The organism is Paenibacillus tengchongensis (genome assembly GCF_008973665.1).
In the GTDB taxonomy this organism is placed as follows: Bacteria; Bacillota; Bacilli; order Paenibacillales; family Paenibacillaceae; genus Paenibacillus_AQ; species Paenibacillus_AQ tengchongensis.
Genome location: NZ_WACP01000021.1, coordinates 19,427 through 37,015, shown reverse-complemented (window position 1 = coordinate 37,015; position 17,589 = coordinate 19,427). Strand labels below are relative to the sequence as shown.

Annotated in this window: 15 protein-coding genes and 1 tRNA gene; 1 reads left to right on the top strand and 15 read right to left on the bottom strand. The window is 52.0% G+C overall.

Annotated features, from left to right (window positions below):
* Nucleotides 1-5: 5 nt before the first annotated feature.
* The 10 genes from F1381_RS26220 to alaS form a co-directional block, all read right to left on the bottom strand.
* On the bottom strand, nucleotides 6-1,883 hold the full coding sequence (locus tag F1381_RS26220; protein WP_151737778.1) for a sensor histidine kinase: 1,878 nt from the start codon (nucleotides 1,881-1,883) through the stop codon (nucleotides 6-8).
* 188 nt (nucleotides 1,884-2,071) lie between these two features.
* Nucleotides 2,072-4,282: a methyl-accepting chemotaxis protein gene (locus tag F1381_RS26215; RefSeq protein WP_151737777.1), complete on the bottom strand. Its 2,211-nt coding sequence runs from the start codon at nucleotides 4,280-4,282 to the stop codon at nucleotides 2,072-2,074.
* Nucleotides 4,283-4,557: 275 nt separating this feature from the next.
* The gene (locus F1381_RS26210) at nucleotides 4,558-5,868 is read right to left on the bottom strand and encodes a peptidase U32 family protein (protein ID WP_151737776.1); all 1,311 of its coding nucleotides are present in this window, start codon (nucleotides 5,866-5,868) and stop codon (nucleotides 4,558-4,560) included.
* Between the two features lie 23 nt (nucleotides 5,869-5,891).
* Entirely contained in the window at nucleotides 5,892-6,821 is a 930-nt protein-coding gene (locus F1381_RS26205; protein ID WP_151737775.1) for a peptidase U32 family protein, read from the bottom strand.
* Nucleotides 6,822-6,938: 117 nt separating this feature from the next.
* Entirely contained in the window at nucleotides 6,939-7,985 is a 1,047-nt protein-coding gene (gene mltG / locus F1381_RS26200; protein WP_151737774.1) for an endolytic transglycosylase MltG, read from the bottom strand.
* Nucleotides 7,986-8,155: 170 nt separating this feature from the next.
* A complete protein-coding gene (locus F1381_RS26195; RefSeq protein WP_151737773.1) occupies nucleotides 8,156-8,464 on the bottom strand; it encodes a DUF1292 domain-containing protein in 309 nt (102 codons plus the stop codon).
* Nucleotides 8,457-8,762 (bottom strand): DUF1292 domain-containing protein, encoded by a 306-nt coding sequence (locus tag F1381_RS26190; RefSeq protein WP_151737772.1) that lies wholly within the window; start codon nucleotides 8,760-8,762, stop codon nucleotides 8,457-8,459. Before F1381_RS26190 ends, F1381_RS26195 begins: the two co-directional genes overlap by 8 nt.
* Before the next feature lie 13 nt (nucleotides 8,763-8,775).
* On the bottom strand, nucleotides 8,776-9,192 hold the full coding sequence (gene ruvX, locus F1381_RS26185) for a Holliday junction resolvase RuvX (RefSeq protein WP_151737771.1): 417 nt from the start codon (nucleotides 9,190-9,192) through the stop codon (nucleotides 8,776-8,778).
* Nucleotides 9,189-9,464 (bottom strand): IreB family regulatory phosphoprotein, encoded by a 276-nt coding sequence (locus F1381_RS26180; RefSeq protein WP_151737812.1) that lies wholly within the window; start codon nucleotides 9,462-9,464, stop codon nucleotides 9,189-9,191. Before F1381_RS26180 ends, ruvX begins: the two co-directional genes overlap by 4 nt.
* 359 nt (nucleotides 9,465-9,823) lie before the next feature.
* Nucleotides 9,824-12,457 (bottom strand): alanine--tRNA ligase, encoded by a 2,634-nt coding sequence (alaS, locus tag F1381_RS26175; RefSeq protein WP_151737811.1) that lies wholly within the window; start codon nucleotides 12,455-12,457, stop codon nucleotides 9,824-9,826.
* Nucleotides 12,458-13,023: 566 nt separating this feature from the next.
* Here alaS and F1381_RS26170 point away from each other — a divergent pair.
* A tRNA-Pro gene (locus tag F1381_RS26170) sits at nucleotides 13,024-13,097 on the top strand.
* A gap of 55 nt (nucleotides 13,098-13,152) precedes the next feature.
* Here F1381_RS26170 and F1381_RS26165 read toward each other — a convergent pair.
* From F1381_RS26165 to F1381_RS26145, 5 genes are all read right to left on the bottom strand, one after another.
* Nucleotides 13,153-13,422 carry a SunI/YnzG family protein gene (locus tag F1381_RS26165; protein ID WP_151737770.1) on the bottom strand — a complete coding sequence of 90 codons (270 nt, stop codon included), beginning with the start codon at nucleotides 13,420-13,422 and terminating at the stop codon, nucleotides 13,153-13,155.
* A gap of 14 nt (nucleotides 13,423-13,436) precedes the next feature.
* Nucleotides 13,437-14,300, bottom strand: a complete 864-nt coding sequence (locus F1381_RS26160; RefSeq protein ID WP_151737769.1) for an Rpn family recombination-promoting nuclease/putative transposase — start codon at nucleotides 14,298-14,300, stop codon at nucleotides 13,437-13,439.
* A 311-nt stretch (nucleotides 14,301-14,611) separates the two neighbouring features.
* Nucleotides 14,612-15,742 (bottom strand): hypothetical protein, encoded by a 1,131-nt coding sequence (locus F1381_RS26155; RefSeq protein WP_151737768.1) that lies wholly within the window; start codon nucleotides 15,740-15,742, stop codon nucleotides 14,612-14,614.
* A gap of 68 nt (nucleotides 15,743-15,810) precedes the next feature.
* The gene (locus tag F1381_RS26150) at nucleotides 15,811-16,614 is read right to left on the bottom strand and encodes a hypothetical protein (RefSeq protein ID WP_187355581.1); all 804 of its coding nucleotides are present in this window, start codon (nucleotides 16,612-16,614) and stop codon (nucleotides 15,811-15,813) included.
* Nucleotides 16,615-16,640: 26 nt separating this feature from the next.
* Nucleotides 16,641-17,588 (bottom strand): S8 family peptidase, encoded by a 948-nt coding sequence (locus tag F1381_RS26145; protein WP_151737766.1) that lies wholly within the window; start codon nucleotides 17,586-17,588, stop codon nucleotides 16,641-16,643.
* Nucleotide 17,589 lies beyond the last annotated feature (1 nt).

The window sequence follows — 17,589 nt, the reverse complement described above, 5'->3', positions numbered from 1 at the left end:
CATATTCAGTTCGGAATCATGCGCTCGCGCTCCGGCAGGGGCAGTGACAAGACTACATCGGTGCCGGCTCCCGGTATGCTGAACACCTCAATGCCGTACGCTGCCCCGTAATGGAGCAGCACCCGCTGATGCACATTCTTCATACCAATACCTCCGCCGATACTCCTGCGCGGGGGCTCCCCCCGTCTCAGGCTGTCGTTCAGCCGCTCCAGCGTCGCCCGGTCCATGCCGGTGCCGTCATCGCGGATATGGAACAGCAGCTTCTGCGCCGTCCTTTCGCAAGTAATGCTTAAGTGCATATGCGGCTTGCTGTCATCCAGCCCATGATATGCGGCATTCTCGATAATCGGCTGAAACACCAGCTTGATCAGCGAATAATGCTCCAGCTCGGCAGGTACCGAAAGCTCAAGGATAAAGCGGCCGGGGTACCGGCAGTTCAGCAGCTCCACGTAGTTGCTTACATACAGCAGTTCCTGCTTCAGCGTGGTAACGCCGCTCAAATCCCCGGTGCTGTACCGGAGCAGCTTGCCCAGGATGGAGATCATATCGGCAGCTTCCACATCGTCGTTGAGCTCGGCCGTCATCCGGATCGATTCCAGCGTGTTGTAGATGAAATGGGGATTAATCTGGCTCTGCAGCGCCTGAAGCTCCGCTTCCTTCTTCTGCTCCCCGATCCGGTAAATATCCTGGATCAGCTCCTTGATCCGGGCCAGCATCCGGTTGAATTGATGCCCCAGCAGGCCGATCTCATCCCGCCGCCTGACGCGGAAGGTTACGTCCAGATCGCCGCCCTGCACCTTCTTCATGAGCTGGATCATCCCCCTCAGTGGCTTGGTCAGGGCAAAGGACAAAATCAGCGAAATCATCAGCGCCAGCACAATGACAATCAGTGTGGCGGCAAAGGTGAAATTGCGTGTAACCAGGGCATCCCGGGTCAGCTCGTCCACCGGAATCGAGATGATGACCTTCCAGTTTGTTTTGTCCGAGCTGGAATAAATGTTGAGCCGTTCCTTGCCCGATACCGTATCATAGAAGCTGCCGGCCGCCCCCTTACTGTTGCGGTACAGCATGGTGTTCGAGATATCCGTAGTTAGCAGCTTCTGTCCGCTGTCGTAGATCACCTTGCCGTGCTCGTCCACAATCAGCGACTTGCCGTGGGTGACGGCATCCAGCTCGGCCACCTGGTTCTCCAGCATGCTGATATTGGCCTCCACAGCGATCAGTCCGATCGGGTTCCAGAGCCCGTCCACAATTCTCCGGACCACAGTGAACGCATAACGCGTGCTCTGCAGATTGCTGGTGTAAGCCTGGGTGCCGAACAGCAGCGCTTCTCCGCTGGAGTGCTTGGACTGCTCGCTCCAGAACTCGTAGCTTTGCTTCAGGTCCAGCCGCACTGCACCGTCCTTGGCGGAATAGTAGCCGTTGCCGTAAGCGTCGAAGATATACACCGAATTGGCACCGCGCTTAATATTGTTGATGAACGAGATATTGCCCTCGATCCCCCGTTGGATGGAGAGCAGCAGATCAAAGTCGCCGGGGGCGAGCAGAGCCCCGCTGCCTTCACCCGACATGCTTTGCTTCTGTTCATAGTAGCGGTTGGAGCGGACCAGATTCTGTTTGATATCGTTTACAAAAGCCGGCATCGACGAAATCCGTTTCATATCCTCAATGTAATCGTCAATGCCGTCCATCATCTGGCCGATCAGCTTCTCCGAATAGGCGACGGTGTTGTGCTGGATCGACTGGGAATAGCTCTTGAAGCTGATCACGCTGATAAAAGAAAGCGGCAGTGTTATAATAACGAGGAAGACGAGGAACAGCTTGCGTTCCATGCTCATATCCCCGATGTAGGACCACCAGTGTTGTCTCCGTTTCCCTTCCATTTTCGGCCCTGCTCCTTACAACAGTTTTGCTAACTTTTCAGCCAATTATAACAAAATTGCCTAACAAAATTATTATACTTGTTAGTTCCCGGTTGTACAAGACAAATCGGCTGATAGAACGGTCTTTAACCTAAAGACCGCCTCTTTCCGGCGGAAAGAGGCGGTCTTGCGAATCAGAAGGATTCCTGTTATTCAATCGTGAATAAGGACAGCTTGTTCTTCAGGGAAGTCGAGGCGCTTTCCAGCTTGCCGGACAGGGAAACCAGCTGGTCGCTGACATTCTGCTGCTCGCTGCTAAGCGAAGCGACTTCTTCGGAGGTAGCGGAGGATTGCTCCGCTACGGCACTGACATTGCTCATGGCCTCGGACAGCACGGCCTGCGAATGGCCCAGGCTGCCGATGGCTTCCGTGACCGTCTCCAGACTGGTAATGAAGTCGGCCATCTGGCTCTGGACAGAGAGGAAAATATCGCTGGTGCTCTTCACCGCGCCCATCTGCTCCTTGAAGAGCGGCGCTACCTGCGACAGCACCTCCACCGTCTCATCCATCTCGGATACAATCTTGTCGATGATGCCGGCTACCAGGGCAATGGACTGCTTGGACTGGTCAGCCAGTTGCCGCACTTCCCCGGCGACCACCATGAAGCCCCGTCCCGCTTCGCCCGCTCTGGCCGCCTCGATCGTAGCGTTGAGCGACAGAATATTGGTCTGCTGTGTAATGTTCTTCATCACATCCAGCACTTTAATGACAGAGTATACCGTTTCCTTCAAATTGTTGACACGGTCCACCAGCGCGGAAGTCATCTCGCCGGTCTTGCCTGTCTGCTCCAGCAGCTCTTCCAGGCGCTGCGCGCCTTGTCCCGAAGCTTCGCCCACACTGCGCGCCGCCTGATCCATCTCACTGTTGGCGGCGATAACACTCTGCATCTGCGTGCCGAACAGCTCGGTCAGCTCATTGCCGCGCTCCGCCTCCTGCGCCAGACTTCCGGCGCCGCCGGCGATTTCTTCCGTGGCAGCGGCGATCTCCTTCGCGGAGATTGCGGTCTTGCGCGAAGCATCGCCGAGTTCGCCAGCCGTTTCCAGCACTTCGCGCGCCGTATCCGTGGTCTGCGCCACCAGCTCGGTGATCCGCTCCATCATCGTATTGAACGAAGCGGACAATTGGCCGATTTCATCGCGGGACACATATTCCGTACGCACGCTTAGATCGCCTTCGGCCCCCTGATTCATCAGATTCTTCAGGCGGCCCAGCGGCCGGGCAATCATCTGCACCATCCAGAGCCCTACCAGCAGCGCCAGCACGGCTGCGATTCCGGCAGCCACGAAGGTTGTGGTCAGAATAGGCTCTGCCGGCTCTACCAGAACACCGGTCGGCACCACGCCGCTCAGCTTCCAGTCCGCCCGTTCCATCGGATGGAATACGGCCAGCATACCGTCCTTCTCCTCATTCTTGTTGTCCTGCTTGGTCTCCCGGATGAAGGCCAGATCAGAAGCAATACCATCCTCCTCCGGAACCGAAGAGGCTACCACGATGCCTTGCGGGTCCACCAGCTGAACGCGGGAGCCTTCACCAAGAGACACACTCTTGAACGACTCCTCCAGCAGGGTGTTCTTCAGCTCCAGCATGATGGCGTACGACTGCCCGCCGCCCATACCTTTGAGCACTCTGATCATAGCCACATTCTTGCCGCCGTCACCTTCCACGGCCGTCGAAAACCAATAGTTCTGTGCGTTCTTGGATTCCGATGTATAGTACGGCTCATAAGACTGGGCGTTAGCGACCACTGTCTTGAACCAATCCTTGCTTCTTATATCATCCATGCTAAGCGTGGAACTGCCGCTAGTAATCACGTTCTGCGTTTCCACCAGCGGAATGAGTGAAATAGCTACAATATTGGAATCGGTCGTCGTCTGGCTGACCAGCTTCTTGCTGATTTCACTGGTCGCCGTAAACTGCTCATAACTGGAGACAGCCATCTCCAGACTGGAAATATTCGTCTGCATCTGGGCGTCAAAGTACACCTGCAGGGCCAGATTCTCGTATTGCTTAAGCGTAATGTCCAGCTTGTCCGCCGTCTGAATAATCGTCTGCCGGTTCGCTTCCGATACATTATCCTTAATGGTGTCCTTTGCCTTGTTGTAAGATAACAGCCCCAGCAGCAGTACAACAACTACAATTGATGACAAGAAAATCAGAAACAACTTGACGCCAACCGATTTCACCGGATTGACCCGTTTTACCTGACGTACCGAGCCATGCAACAGACCTGTTAAAGTATTCTTGGTGCCTTTGGCTGATTTCGTGACATTGCCTTCTCTTGGAGTTGTAGTTTCTTCTGTACGGCTAGTCTTGCTTTTTTGTACATCCGACGGTTTGTCGCTCTTCTTCCTCACTTGCATCCTTCTCCCTTTCTGATTTCCCCTTCTGTTATCCTGCCCGGGAGCCCCCACTCGCAATCACCTACCAGTTGGATTAGAAGTAGTATGTAAGCGTTCACTATCATTATATCGGCAAAATGGGCCTATTTTCTTAGACTTTTCCCACAATTGGCCCAAGTTTTTTTATGATTTTCCGAAATCCCGCTGTTTTCCCGTATTGCGCATACTGTGGTAACGATTGCACAATCCACCAGAAAGAGCCGCCCCTGTTCAGGGACGGCCTTTGCACATTCCGTTTATTTTCTTTTGCGCATCATATCGAAATAGGCAACCGGATGATCCACCTTCATGCGGACCCGCTGCAGCGGGTGACGGGCGGCATCCAGGCTATTCCCTTCCTCATCCCACAGCTCGCCGACGGTCTGCTTGAACACTGTATTGTCGGGTCCGAAGAATTCCACTTCCTGCCCCGGCTTGAAATGGTTACGCTGCTGGATCAGGGCCATGCCGGTGCCGGCATCGTATTCCAGAACCAGTCCGGCAAAATCATACGGCGCCGCCTTCTCTTCCGGCTCATAAATATGATCCTCGTGATCCGGCGTATCATAGAAGAATCCGGTATTCAGCGGACGGTTGGCCGCCTTCTGCAGCTCTTCGAGCCACTCCGGCTTCAGCACATAGCCCTCAGGATCGGCCATGTAGGCATCGATCGCCTTGCGGTAAGCATTGACAACCGTGGCCACGTAGTGGATCGATTTCATGCGGCCTTCGATCTTGAAGCTGTCGATGCCCGCTTCGATCAGATCCGGGATGCTCTCCAGCATGCAGAGGTCCTTGGAGCCCATCGTAAACTGGTTATCCTCCGGCTGGTGCAGCGGGAGCTGGGTTACACCCGGCTGCAGCGGCTGCACAGCCCCGCCCTGTTCCTCTTCCGACACCCAGCGCGCGTCCTCGAACAGATCATACTTCCAGCGGCACGACTGGCAGCAGCCGCCCCGGTTGGAATCGCGGTCCGTAAAATGGTTGGACAACACGCAGCGCCCCGAGTATGAAGAGCACATCGCCCCGTGGATGAAGGTTTCGATTTCGATGTCGACATGCTGCTTGATCTCGGCGATCTCTTCGAGGCTCGTCTCACGCCCCAGGACAACGCGCGGCAGCCCTTCTTCCTTCCAGAAGGAGACCGCCTGCCAGTTAATCGTCGATTGCTGGGTGCTGAGATGCACCTCCAGCCCCGGTACCGCACGGCGGGCCGTGTCGACAATGACCGGATCGGCGACAATAACCGCCGCGATACCGGCTTCATACAGATTGCGCAAGTATTCCTCTATTCCTGCGAGATCTTCGTTATGCGCGTAAATATTGGTGGCGACAAAGACTTTGGCGCCGTACTTTTTGGCAAATTCGACGCCCTCGCGCATTTCCTCGAAGCTGAAATTGTCAGCTCCCGAACGCAGGCCGTACTTCTGTCCGCCGATATATACCGCATCCGCCCCATAATGCACGGCGAATTTCAATTTCTCCAGATTGCCTGCCGGAGCCAGGAGCTCCGGTTTATCCAGACGGTAACGCTTGCCCTTGTATTTCGGCATGGTTCTCGTTTCCATTCCTGTTCTCCCCTCCATGATGTTTAGTATACCTGTTCCTTGTAGAAAAAGCCGAACGACAGCTCGCGTTCCGGGTCCTGCAGCGCTCTGACTTCCTCAAGCCATTCTTCATCAAAAGCATAGCCTTCAGGATCGGCGGCATAGGCGTCAATCGCCTTGCGGTACGCTTTGACGGCAGCAACATTGTAGGCGGCCGGCTTCAGCAATCCCTCTACCTTGAAGCTGTGCACGCCGGCAGCCATCAGGATATGCAGATCCTCCATAATGCAGATGTCGTCCGAGCTCATAATATGCGTGCCGTTAACATCCTCATAGATGGGGAACTTCTCTTCCTTGCGTTCCGCCTCGATCAGGAACAACCCGCGTTCCTTGCCGAGGCTGCCTTCTACCTGGCGGCCCTGATGGGCCATATAGCTTGCTACAAGCTTGCGCTTGGAATGATAAATATTGGTCATGCCATGCACCTGAACCTGGGCTTCCATTTCCAGATGAGGCACCATTTCGGTGATTTCATCCATGTTCAGCTCACGCGCCAGCACGACACGCGATGCGCCCTTGCGGCCCCAGTAATTGGCCGTGGCGTAGTTGGTCGAGGTCATCTCGGCGTTCCAGAACAGCTTCAGCTCCGGCGCTTCCGATTTCACTGCGGCCAGCACTGCCGGATCGCCGAACTCTGCACCGTCAACGCCAAGCTCTCCGATGGCCTTCACATAAGCAGGGAGCTCATCCAGCAGCCGGTTGGTCATCAGTCCGCCAAGACTCACATAGACCTTGCAGCCTCTGCCGTGGGCAAGCTGCACCGCCGCCAGGGTGTCTTCCAGCGAGAAATGTCCGGCCAGGCGCATCCCGAAGCGGTCGTCTCCGATCAGGAGCGCGTCCGCGCCGGCATCCAGCAGCGCAGCGGCTTCCTCAAGCGACGCCGCCGTGGCCAGCAGCTCCGGTTTGTTCATCATGTTGTTTCCTCCTCATCTGTCAGCCCGATTAACGGCTGCAAGCGCCGGTCTTCGCCCGGCGCAGGTATCCGTTCAAATATAGAGCTTAAGCGCATCACTTCCCATTGTACCTTCTTTCTACGGGTTTTGTTCGCTTTTTTTGATATTGGCTAAATGTTCCTCATAGGTTTTGCCGAAAAGATGTCCCTGCGTTCCGTCTTTTTTGGTGACATAGAAATAATAGTCCGATGCCTCGGGCTCCAGTGCCGCCTCAATGGAGGCCAGTCCCGGATTGGCGATCGGCCCCGGCGGAAGTCCGGGATTCTTGTACGTATTATAAGGACTCTCCACCTCAAGATCCTTGTACAGCAGCCGTTCCTTCTGCTTGTCCAGCAAATACTGTACCGTAGCGTCGATTTCCAGATTCTGGCCCTTGTCCAGCCGGTTATAGATGACGCCTGCCACCAGCGGCCGCTCCTCATCCACAACAACCTCACGTTCGACCAGCGAAGCCACTGTCAGCAGCTCATGCAGCGTAAGACCGCGCACGTTCAGCTTCTCCTGCCATCCTTCGATGCTGTCCAGCTCCTTCGTAAGCTGCTCCAGCATCGCCTCAACGATCTCCTCCGGTGTGCTGTCCTTGGCCAGCTCATACGTTTCCGGAAACAGATAACCTTCCAGTCGGTGGCGCACACCCGCGTTCTCCGGTACCTGCAGCGTGTTGACCGCCTCCAGGCCGGCTCCTGTATCGATCAGCTTCAGGAAGAGTTCAACCGGCTGGCCCCACGCCTCGCCCAGCTTCTCCGCTACCTGCTGCGCAGTGAACCCCTCCGGTATCGTAAAGACCACCGTTTCTTCTTTAACGACATCGCCGGCGTTCAGCCTGGCGATCAGCGCATCGTAAGTATCGCCGGGGCTGGCCATGTAAGTTCCGGCCATAAAGGCCGACCCTTCATCCACCCAGCGCAAATATCCTTTAAAGAGCAGCGCGTTGCGTATAATCCCTTTTTCCTCCAGCAGGTCGGCAATTTCCGCACTGCCCATTCCTTTCTCAACCGTGAATTCCACCGGTGCTCCCGCAGGCTGGACCGGCTGCATTCCCTTCCAGACATACCATGCTCCGCCGCCTGCGGCTGCCGCCAGCAGAACAAGGATAACCAGCACGGTACGGACAAAGGCTTTCAAATGGGACTCCTCACTTTCCGACTATAAAGTATAAAATTGTATTGTTTCAAATTCAACATAAATTTTTACAGGTGCGAATATTCCCCTTAATTCTCAAGCAAAAAGAGCGGAAGCCATCCTCCGCCCTTTTCATCGAGTTTGATTCAAGTGTAGGCTTGCCAGCGGTCCCTTTACTGCAAGTCATCTTCGGGAAACGTCAGCTCATCGTACAGTTCAGAGACATCTTCCCATTCTTCGTCGTCTTCGATGCTCTCCAGCTCCGGCTGGCCGTCCGGGGATACGACAATCCGCATCAATTCCTGCTCGGCGTCCTTTCCGGAACCGGCGAGCACCGCATAGGCACGGGCACCAATCTCAAACTCGGCAACGATAGTGTAGACGGAAGAGCGGCCTTGCTCATCCTCCAGCTCCACAGTTTCACCGTATATATCTTTCAGCCGGGAGATCCATACCACCTGATCGGCGGACCATTCAGTCATTACCGGATCCTCCGTCCAGCTCGTCAACCAGCGTATTGAACGTTTCCTCAACGATGGCCCATTCTTCATCGTTGTCGATCATGAAGAGCTGCAGATCATCGCCGTCTTCCTCATAGCGGAAGGCGTAGACCTCGTCGCTGTCTTCCTCGTCGGCATCAAGAGGCACCACCATCATATATTTCGCATCTGAGCCATCGACTTCGAACTTCATGATGACCTCAAATTCCTCTTCATTACCTTCCTCATCGGGAATATAGATAATTTCCGGTTCTTCTTGGCCAATATGCTCGTTAGTCATTTCAATGCACCCCTCACCTTTTACTGTTAGCATCCAAATAGTTTTGCAGAATCAGGGCTGCGGCCATTTTGTCCACAATCCCTTTGCGTTTCTTCCGGCTGACGTCCCCTTCAATCAGTACCCGCTCGGCAGATACCGTCGTCAGACGCTCATCCCAAAGGTGTACGGGTATATCTAGCTGCTCGCGCAGCTGACCGGCGAATTCCATGCACAGTTCACCACGGGGGCCGATAGAGCCGTTCATATTCTTCGGCAAACCCACCACGATCTCGCCAATTTCATGTTCCTTGACCAGCTCGCGGATACGTTCGAACTCATTGCCTTTGCCGCGGCGCTCAATGGTCTCCAGAGCCTGTGCCGTCCAACCGAAAATGTCACTTGCGGCTACACCGATTCTCCTGTCGCCATAATCCAGTCCCAGCTTCTTCATTTCGGATGGTCCACCCGATGGTTCGCCAGGTAGAAACGAACCAATTCCTCAATCAGTTCATCACGTTCTTTTCTCCGGACCAAACTTCTCGCATTGTTATGGCGTGGAATATAGGCCGGATCTCCGGAAAGAAGATACCCTACGATCTGGTTGATCGGATGATACTCCTTCTCCACCAGCGCGTCGTACACGGCAAGCAGAATTTCCTGGGGAGATGCTTCCTGTTCGTCGCCCTTCACATTGAATTTGACCGTTTTGTCCATGGAGTCCAATTGTGACACCTTCCTTCTGCAAAATCACCCCGGCGGGGCGGTCTCGCAAGTGTTGCTGCTTAAGCTTTCTTGCTGCCTCCATCATAACATATTCATGGGCCTCCGAGGAAATCCTCCCGCGTAATAGCGCTTTTTTTGGCATTTCGTCTACAAAAATATAGATATTTTTGGATTTTCGAGCTATTGCACATTGCCTTCGCCACGATTTTACACCGATAGCCGCCCCTGCTACCCGGAATAAAGCAGCGGTACTGATATGTTGCTCTCAGTACCGCTGTATACTTATTAAATGCTGCCCATCCGCTGCAAGCGAGGGCATTTGTCGACTTCAATCAGCCTTTTTTGGGGATCGGGCCCGCTTAGCCTAAGGCTGCAACCAGTTCTTCGGCTTTGGCGAGCGCTTCGCCCAGCTTTGAGGCATCCTTGCCGCCGGCCTGCGCCATGTCCGGACGTCCGCCGCCGCCGCCGCCGCAGACCGCAGCGACCTCTTTGACCAGCTTGCCGGCATGGAAGCCCTTCTTCACCAGCTCTTGCGGCACCGCTACGACAAAGTTGACTTTGTCGTCCATCGCCGCGCCGAGCACAAGCACCGCTTCAGGCAGCTTGGCCTTCAGCTCGTCGGCGGTGGAGCGGAGCGCATCCATGCTGCCGGCCTGAACCTGCACAGCCAGCAGCTGCGTGCCGCTGCCTACTGTCTTGACGCTGCCGGTCAACTCGGCTGCGAACGTAGCGCTCAGCTTCGACTGCAGCGACTCGTTCTCACGGGAGAGCTCGCGCACCTGGCCATGCAGTGCTTCAATGCGCTTCGGTACATCGTTCAGGGAGGACTTCAGGAGTCCTGCCGCTTGTTTCAGCACATCAAGCTGGCTCTCAGTGAACTGGTAAGCGTAGCGGCCGGTTACAGCTTCAATCCGGCGTACGCCGGAGCCGATGCCGCTCTCGCTGACCAGCTTGAAGATGCCGATCTGCGACGTGTTAGTGACATGGCAGCCGCCGCACAGCTCCAGGCTGTAGTCACCGACCTGCACCACGCGCACGATGTTGCCGTATTTCTCGCCGAAGAGCGCCATGGCTCCCATTGCTTTGGCTTCGTCGATCGGCTTGTTCTCGATAACGACATCCAGCGCCCGCCAGATTTGGGCATTGACGCGGTGCTCGATATCAATCAGCTCCTCCGGCGTAATGGCGCCGAAATGAGAGAAGTCAAAACGCAGGCGCGCGCCTTCAACGAGCGAGCCGGCCTGGTTGACATGGCCGCCGAGTACTTCCTTCAGCGCTTTATGCAGCAGATGGGTTGCCGTATGATTCTTAACAATATCTTCGCGGATCTCGCGGTTCACTTCGGCGCGGACCGTATCCCCCACGCGCAGCTCGCCCGCTTCCACGGTAACCAGATGCACAGGCTGTCCGTGCGGAGCCTTGAACAAGCCCGTCACCTTCGCGGTAACGGAGCCGCCTGTCAGCACCCCGGTATCGCTGACCTGACCGCCGCTTTCAGCGTAGAACGGCGTTGTTTCCAGGATGACCTGGCATTCAGCGCCTTCCCCGGCGGCATTGGCCAGCTCACCGTCAATCACGATGGCTGCAATCTTCGACTCGGTTACCAGATCATTATATCCAACAAATTCACTTTTAACCGTTAATTCGGCCAGTGCGCCGCCCTGAATCTTCATGCTGGCGTTGTCCTGACGGGCGGCTCTGGCGCGGTCGCGCTGCTCCTGCATCGCAGCGTCGAAGCCCGCGCGGTCCACCTTCAGTCCCTGCTCGGAAGCAAAGTCCTCGGTCAGGTCAAACGGGAAGCCGTAAGTGTCATACAGCTTGAAGGCATCGGCTCCTGAGATCGTATCGTTGCCTTCTTCCTTGGCCTTGGCAGAGATTTCGCCGAGAATGGCCAGGCCGTCGGACAGCGTCTCATGGAAGCGTTCCTCTTCCGTGCGGATGATCTTGGCGATGTATTCGCGGTTCTCCACTACGCTCGGATAGTACACGCCCATTACCTCGCCCACCGTTTCGGTCAGCTCATGCAGGAACGGCCGGTCCAGGCCCAGCGTCTTGCCGTAGCGTACGGCACGGCGCAGCAGGCGGCGGATAATGTATCCGCGTCCTTCATTGGAAGGAAGTACGCCGTCCCCCACCGCAAACGCCACGGTACGGATATGGTCGGCAATGACCTTCAGCGCGATATCCTGCTCCAGGCTGTCTTTGTATTTCACCCCGGCAAGCAGCGCGGTCTTCTGGATCATCGGCTGGAACAGGTCGGTATCGAAGTTCGAGTCCACATCCTGCAGGATGGAGGTCAGGCGCTCAAGACCTGCGCCGGTATCGATGTTCTTGTTCGGAAGCGGCGTGTAGCTGCCGTCCTTGTTATGGTTGAACTGCGAGAACACGAGGTTCCACACTTCGAGCCAGCGTTCGTTCTCGCCGCCCGGATACATTTCCGGATCGCTCATGTCATTGCCGTAGGCTTCGCCGCGGTCATAGAAGATTTCCGAGCAAGGGCCGCAAGGACCTTCGCCGATATCCCAGAAATTCTCGTCGCCCAGCTTGATGATGCGTTCCGGCGGCAGGCCGATTTTCTCATTCCACAGCTTGTAGGCTTCTTCGTCCTCGGCATATACGGTAACGGAAATCCGGTTACCGTCAAAGCCGATCCATTCCTTGCCGGTCAGGAATTCCCAGGCCCAGGTGATCGCTTCTTCCTTGAAATAATCGCCGATCGAGAAGTTGCCCAGCATTTCAAAGAACGTATGGTGCCGGCGCGTCTTGCCCACATTCTCAATATCGTTGGTGCGGATACATTTCTGCGAGTTCGCAATGCGCGGATTCTCCGGCACTTCACGGCCGTCAAAATACACCTTCAGCGGCGCCATCCCGGCGTTGATCCACAGCAGCGACGGATCATTATGCGGCACGAGCGAGGCGCTCGGCTCAATCTTGTGGCCCTTGCTCTCGAAGAATTGCAGCCACTTGGAACGGATTTCACTTGCTTTCATCATGTACAGCTCCCGTCTCAAAATTCCCCACAAATATGCCCCACAAAGTGAAGCATTGCTCGAAGCGGACTCAAGTACTTTGCGGGGTCCCCTAAATCATAAAACCATAAAGCATTAACCTGTTGAAAAAATAAAAAACGCCCCTGAATAAATTCAGGGACGATTGATATCGCGGTACCACCCTGGTTATCGCCTCTTCCGCATAAACGGAGCCTGCAGACGATCGCCTTGTCGCGGCTGTTAACGGGCGCCCCCGGCGGGATTTCCCCGCACTCCGAAATCAGCTTTCGGCCGGTCTGTGCACAGGGTTCTCGCAGCCATTACGAATCTTCGTAAAGGAACCCTTTCTCTGGGGAGCCATGCTCCGGCGTACTTCATTTCATCAACGTTTTGTTCGATTCACATTTTAACATTCTCAGTATAGCCAGCACCGGTATATCTGTCAATCTTGGGGGAGCAGCTTCACTCCAAGAATGGCAGAAAATTTGTAGTGGACATTATTTACATCTCAAAAATGCGGGTGTATAATTCTCAATGTTAAGAGCTTTCCCGTAATTTTATAGCTTCGAGACGTGGCTCAGCTTGGTAGAGCGCTTGCTTCGGGAGCAAGAGGTCGCAGGTTCAAATCCTGTCGTCTCGATCACATAAGAAACACTGGAGCCGAAGAGACACCCCCTTCGGCTCCAGTGTTTCTTTTATTTTTCCAATTTACGAAAATCATTGATTCTATCTTTAATTGACGCCCCGTCGGCAGTAAATAAAATATACGTCCGGGCCTTTGTCCTAATGATAGTTCGATCCGTAGATCCATATGGAGTACCGATTCGGATGGCTTGCTTTTCCATTCCGCCGAAAGTATTATCGTCCGCAACCTCGGTGATATCTGACAGAGGTATTTCAAATTTAGATAACTGCCATCTGATTACCAGACTACTGTTAGATGCTGTAACTTTGATTCCGAACATATCATCCCTCCGCTTTAGTTTTTTAGCTCAAGGATCTCCTTCTCGGACAAGCCCGTTGCTTTAGCTATGGTTGCGATATCCAGATTCAGTTCCAGCATGTTTTTGGCAACCTCTTTGATGCCTGCTTGCATCCCTTCCTGCATGCCCATCTTCATTCCCGCTTGCTTCGCGCCTTCAAGCATTGACGCTTCGTCATGCAAATACTTCTGGCGGGCTTCATATAAGCGTCGGGCCTCCGAATCCTGACTCAAGTATTGCAAAGTGTCCATAGCTTTCTTAAGTCCCGGTTCATTCATCTTCAGCGCCTCCCAATAGGTTGTATTAATCCCTTTAAGGAACAGCAGCCAGTTCTCCAGCCCGCCGTTCGAGGGAATTTCATTATCCAGCTTCGGCAGTTCCAGAACATGTATCTCAATGTCATCTGTCAGCGGTATTCCCGTGCGGTCTTCGCTGAGATGAAAAACATTATGGTACTCGTCATTAGGCAAGAACGGATAGTTTAGGATGTTAATCGTAACGCACTTTTTCAATTCCTGATACTTCTCGCCTTGCTGAAGCTGGCCTGCGTATCGTTTGCTCCAGTAAAAGAGCGTCCGTTTCTCAATATCGTATTTATTGAACAGTTGCATCTCAATATCGATCAGCTTACCCTCGGCCGTCTTGGCATAAACATCGAAAATGGATTGCTTGTCTAGCGGGTCGTCCTTCTCGGTATACGGGTTCATCAGGATAATCTCCGTGAGCGGCGGTTCACCAACCCTGGTAAATATCCTGTTCAGAAAAGCCAGCAAAACATCCTTGTTGTTCTCGCTGCCAAAGATTCGTTTGAACACAAAGTCAACTCGCGGATCAAGCAATTCCACATCAAACAGCTCCATTCTCATAGTTTATTATATCAAATTTCCGGCTATGCACGGGAAACTTGATATTGACTTCACTTCAGTGACTCTTTAATTTAATTTCCGCCCGCTTGGGCTTAAAATTAACTTTAAGTTGCACATGTAGAATGTTCAGTACGCTAAACCCTTGATACATAAGCTTTCTCAGCATCATCTCGTATTCCCAAGAAGTGCCACCCCTTAATTCGGGAGCAAGAGATCGCAGGTTCAAATCCTGTCGTCTCGATACTTAAAGAGCCTAGAGCCGCAAGGGTATTGACCTTGATGCTCCAGGCTCATTAATGATTGAATCAATAGAGAAGTAATATTTGCTTAACCGGATCGAAAAAATATTTTGAGCTTACATACTCAATAGTTTCATTGTTGAGCAGATTGCTGACTTTAAAGTTATACCTTCGATAGTCGGAAACTATAAAAGTGATGCGCCAATGGTTATCCATGTAAAGCAATAGCTCATTTTCCGTTAGATAAACTGTCTGATCTGCCAGGGAATGGTACGCCTTTCCGTTTTTTCTTTCAACGATGCCATAAACGTTACCGTTAAAGGAGACTAGTGAATGATATTTTTGTTTTAGCTCGTATATTTTATTCACATGGCCATTGTTTAAATCTATGGAATAAACAGATAAGAGACCGTTGTCGAATTTTTCGTTGGAGAGCAGCAGACATCCAGGGCCGTTATCTAGAATATCCATCGTCTCGTTTGAAGGGATTACTTGTTCCAGTATAGAATTATGGTTGGAATTCCCTTTAACATTTGAAACGAAATGGTTCAGATCAATGATTCTCCAACTTTCAGTGACCCTCTTATTCTTTGAAAGTCTCCACTCCTCTTTCTTCTCAAACGGTTGGATTCTTCCTGATTTAAAAATAAGAATCTCACCTTGTCCTGCAATTTCAAGCAAGGAAAGGTTAAGAAAAAAATCCGCTTGATTGGAGAACCTGTCTGCGATCTTGTAGCTTTTTCTTTCTTCGGCATCAATTAAGAAAATTTCAGAATAGAAATATGACATTCCCGCTTGATCCGGATTGGCCAGAAAGAGTACACAATACCTGTCGCTGATAGCTACAAGCCTGGTATCTACAGCATTGAGTTGAATAGTTAGCCCTATGGTAAGTACCCGTTCTTCAGTCAAGTTATCGATAGCAAATCGATATATTTCAACCGCTTTTTTTTCCGGGTTGGCTCTTCCATAAAAAAAGGCGGAGTTTATACTGGTTTCGCTAATAAAATCTACTTTCTCTTCAAAACACAAGGAGCTGGTAGAGCCCGTACTTTGTTTAAAAAAATGCAGCTTAGAATAACTAATGGATGAATCCAGAAGAACCCGCTCAAAAAAAACACAAAAGTCACCGTATGATTGTTTGACTGCCCATGAACGTTCGTCAATTAAAGTGTCAAGATGATACACATTTACCATCTAGCTATTCCCCCAAACCATAAAAAATCTGGTCCCAGTACAAATTGTAATGGGACCATTTCTTGTTATTAATATAAGAAAAAGGAGTGCGCGTGCCCGGCCATCGGCTTCCAAGGATGATAATGCCAGTAGTATCCGTCGGTTAATGTTCCGTTTCCGTGATTTTCCGGTCCTACCCAATAACCGCTACCGGCATTTGCCGCCAGACTTGCTGCAAGTTCTCTGGTTCTGGAGAATACATCCCCCGAACCGTAGCCGATTCTGGACCAGGCGGTGTTGTAATCGATAGTTCCGGCCACAACTACTTCCCCTCCATAAATTGTAGCCGCATAATAATCCGCCTTATTGTTCTTTATCTTATCTGCAATGGAACTTGCTACCACATATGTAACACCGAGAATAACCACTGCAAGACCGGCAGCCAAAAGCTGTTCCAGTAAAGCTGCACCAATTACACCGAGGATCGGAACAAGAAGCGGTATCTGTGCCGTTACTTTGTCTTCAGTATACCCTTTTTCAATCTTAATTTCTTCATTTGTAGTGGGATCCGTAACAATAGCAGAAAGCTTACCTGCTTCCGCCTCCAAGACATCCACCTTATATTCGGTCACATTGGCTTTTCTAAACAATCCACTAGAATTTTCTACTGCCCTCAGTGTAATTTCTCTGGTATACCTGTCAAAAGTTGCGTACAGTTCGTCCCCCTGGTATCTTCCGACCATTTCGACTACATCTTGGTCACTTCTAATAATTTCATATGTTGGGGTAGAGTCTGTCGCATCAGCAAAAACATTGTTACTAAACAAAGTGAATATCAATGAAACTGCGATCACCAATGATAGCATTGCTCTATACTTCTTAATAAAATTCATCAATAGTATCAGCTCCTAGTCTTTTATTATTCATAGATCACAAAGCCGTTCCCGAAGACATCATCCTTACCTTGTGCGCCTAAATCACGGGCATACCTCTTCAGAGCCTCGGTTACCCCCAAATCACGTTCTCTGATGTCTTGAAGAATCAACGCAATAAAACCGGTTATATAGGGAGCAGAAATTGACGTGCCGCTTACATACTCGTATTCCCCATTAGAATTGGTTGTTACCACATTTACTCCTGGTGCACTAAAGTCGACATGCGCCCTTGCCGCAGTCTTTCCTATTCTTAAGCTTTCATTGACCGGGGTTACAGATAGAACCTCATCGTATGATGCCGGATATCCCGCCGTACCTCCGTTTGAATTTGAAACACTGGCCACAATAATGATCCCTTTGCTTACAGCCTTCTTGATCATGCTCTCCAACTCAGCATTGGAGTGATCAATGGCAAAGCTCATATTCATGATGTCAATATCATGATCAATGCACCACGAAATTCCGTTGACAACATCGGTTATACGGCCTTCACCAAACTTATCCAGCACTTTAACAGGATAAATTTCGGCCGAAGGAGCAAGGCCCTTGATACCGATATGGTTATGCTGAGCACCAATAATACCTGACATGAGCGTTCCATGCCCATAATCATCATTAGGCAGTCTGTCAGGCTCAATCGCATTGAAACCCGGTTTAATATTGGATGAGAACTCAGGGTGATCATACATAATCCCACTATCTAATATTGCAATTTTAATATTGGCGCCCATTAATCCCTCTGACCACGCTTTCCTGATTTTCATTTTTTCTATTCCCCATGAGGTGTATTCCTGAGTCTGTAGCTTTTCTAGCGGGGGCATAGATACATTGCTTTTGAAGAACAGCAGAGCGAGGGCAGAAATTAATGCTGAGAAGAGCAAAACAAGAGGAATAAGCGATTTCAAACTCCGGCTTTTAAATCTGACAACCATG

What these genes read in the sequence shown, in the direction of transcription:
- F1381_RS26220 (WP_151737778.1), bottom strand. Translation starts at nt 1,883, where the DNA reads ATGGAAGGGAAACGGAGACAACACTGGTGGTCCTACATCGGGGATATG.
- F1381_RS26215 (WP_151737777.1), bottom strand. Translation starts at nt 4,282, where the DNA reads ATGCAAGTGAGGAAGAAGAGCGACAAACCGTCGGATGTACAAAAAAGC.
- F1381_RS26210 (WP_151737776.1), bottom strand. Translation starts at nt 5,868, where the DNA reads ATGGAAACGAGAACCATGCCGAAATACAAGGGCAAGCGTTACCGTCTG.
- F1381_RS26205 (WP_151737775.1), bottom strand. Translation starts at nt 6,821, where the DNA reads ATGATGAACAAACCGGAGCTGCTGGCCACGGCGGCGTCGCTTGAGGAA.
- F1381_RS26195 (WP_151737773.1), bottom strand. Translation starts at nt 8,464, where the DNA reads ATGACTGAATGGTCCGCCGATCAGGTGGTATGGATCTCCCGGCTGAAA.
- F1381_RS26190 (WP_151737772.1), bottom strand. Translation starts at nt 8,762, where the DNA reads ATGACTAACGAGCATATTGGCCAAGAAGAACCGGAAATTATCTATATT.
- ruvX (WP_151737771.1), bottom strand. Translation starts at nt 9,192, where the DNA reads ATGAAGAAGCTGGGACTGGATTATGGCGACAGGAGAATCGGTGTAGCC.
- alaS (WP_151737811.1), bottom strand. Translation starts at nt 12,457, where the DNA reads ATGAAAGCAAGTGAAATCCGTTCCAAGTGGCTGCAATTCTTCGAGAGC.
- F1381_RS26165 (WP_151737770.1), bottom strand. Translation starts at nt 13,422, where the DNA reads ATGTTCGGAATCAAAGTTACAGCATCTAACAGTAGTCTGGTAATCAGA.
- F1381_RS26160 (WP_151737769.1), bottom strand. Translation starts at nt 14,300, where the DNA reads ATGGAGCTGTTTGATGTGGAATTGCTTGATCCGCGAGTTGACTTTGTG.
- F1381_RS26155 (WP_151737768.1), bottom strand. Translation starts at nt 15,742, where the DNA reads ATGGTAAATGTGTATCATCTTGACACTTTAATTGACGAACGTTCATGG.
- F1381_RS26150 (WP_187355581.1), bottom strand. Translation starts at nt 16,614, where the DNA reads ATGAATTTTATTAAGAAGTATAGAGCAATGCTATCATTGGTGATCGCA.
- F1381_RS26145 (WP_151737766.1), bottom strand. Translation starts at nt 17,588, where the DNA reads ATGGTTGTCAGATTTAAAAGCCGGAGTTTGAAATCGCTTATTCCTCTT.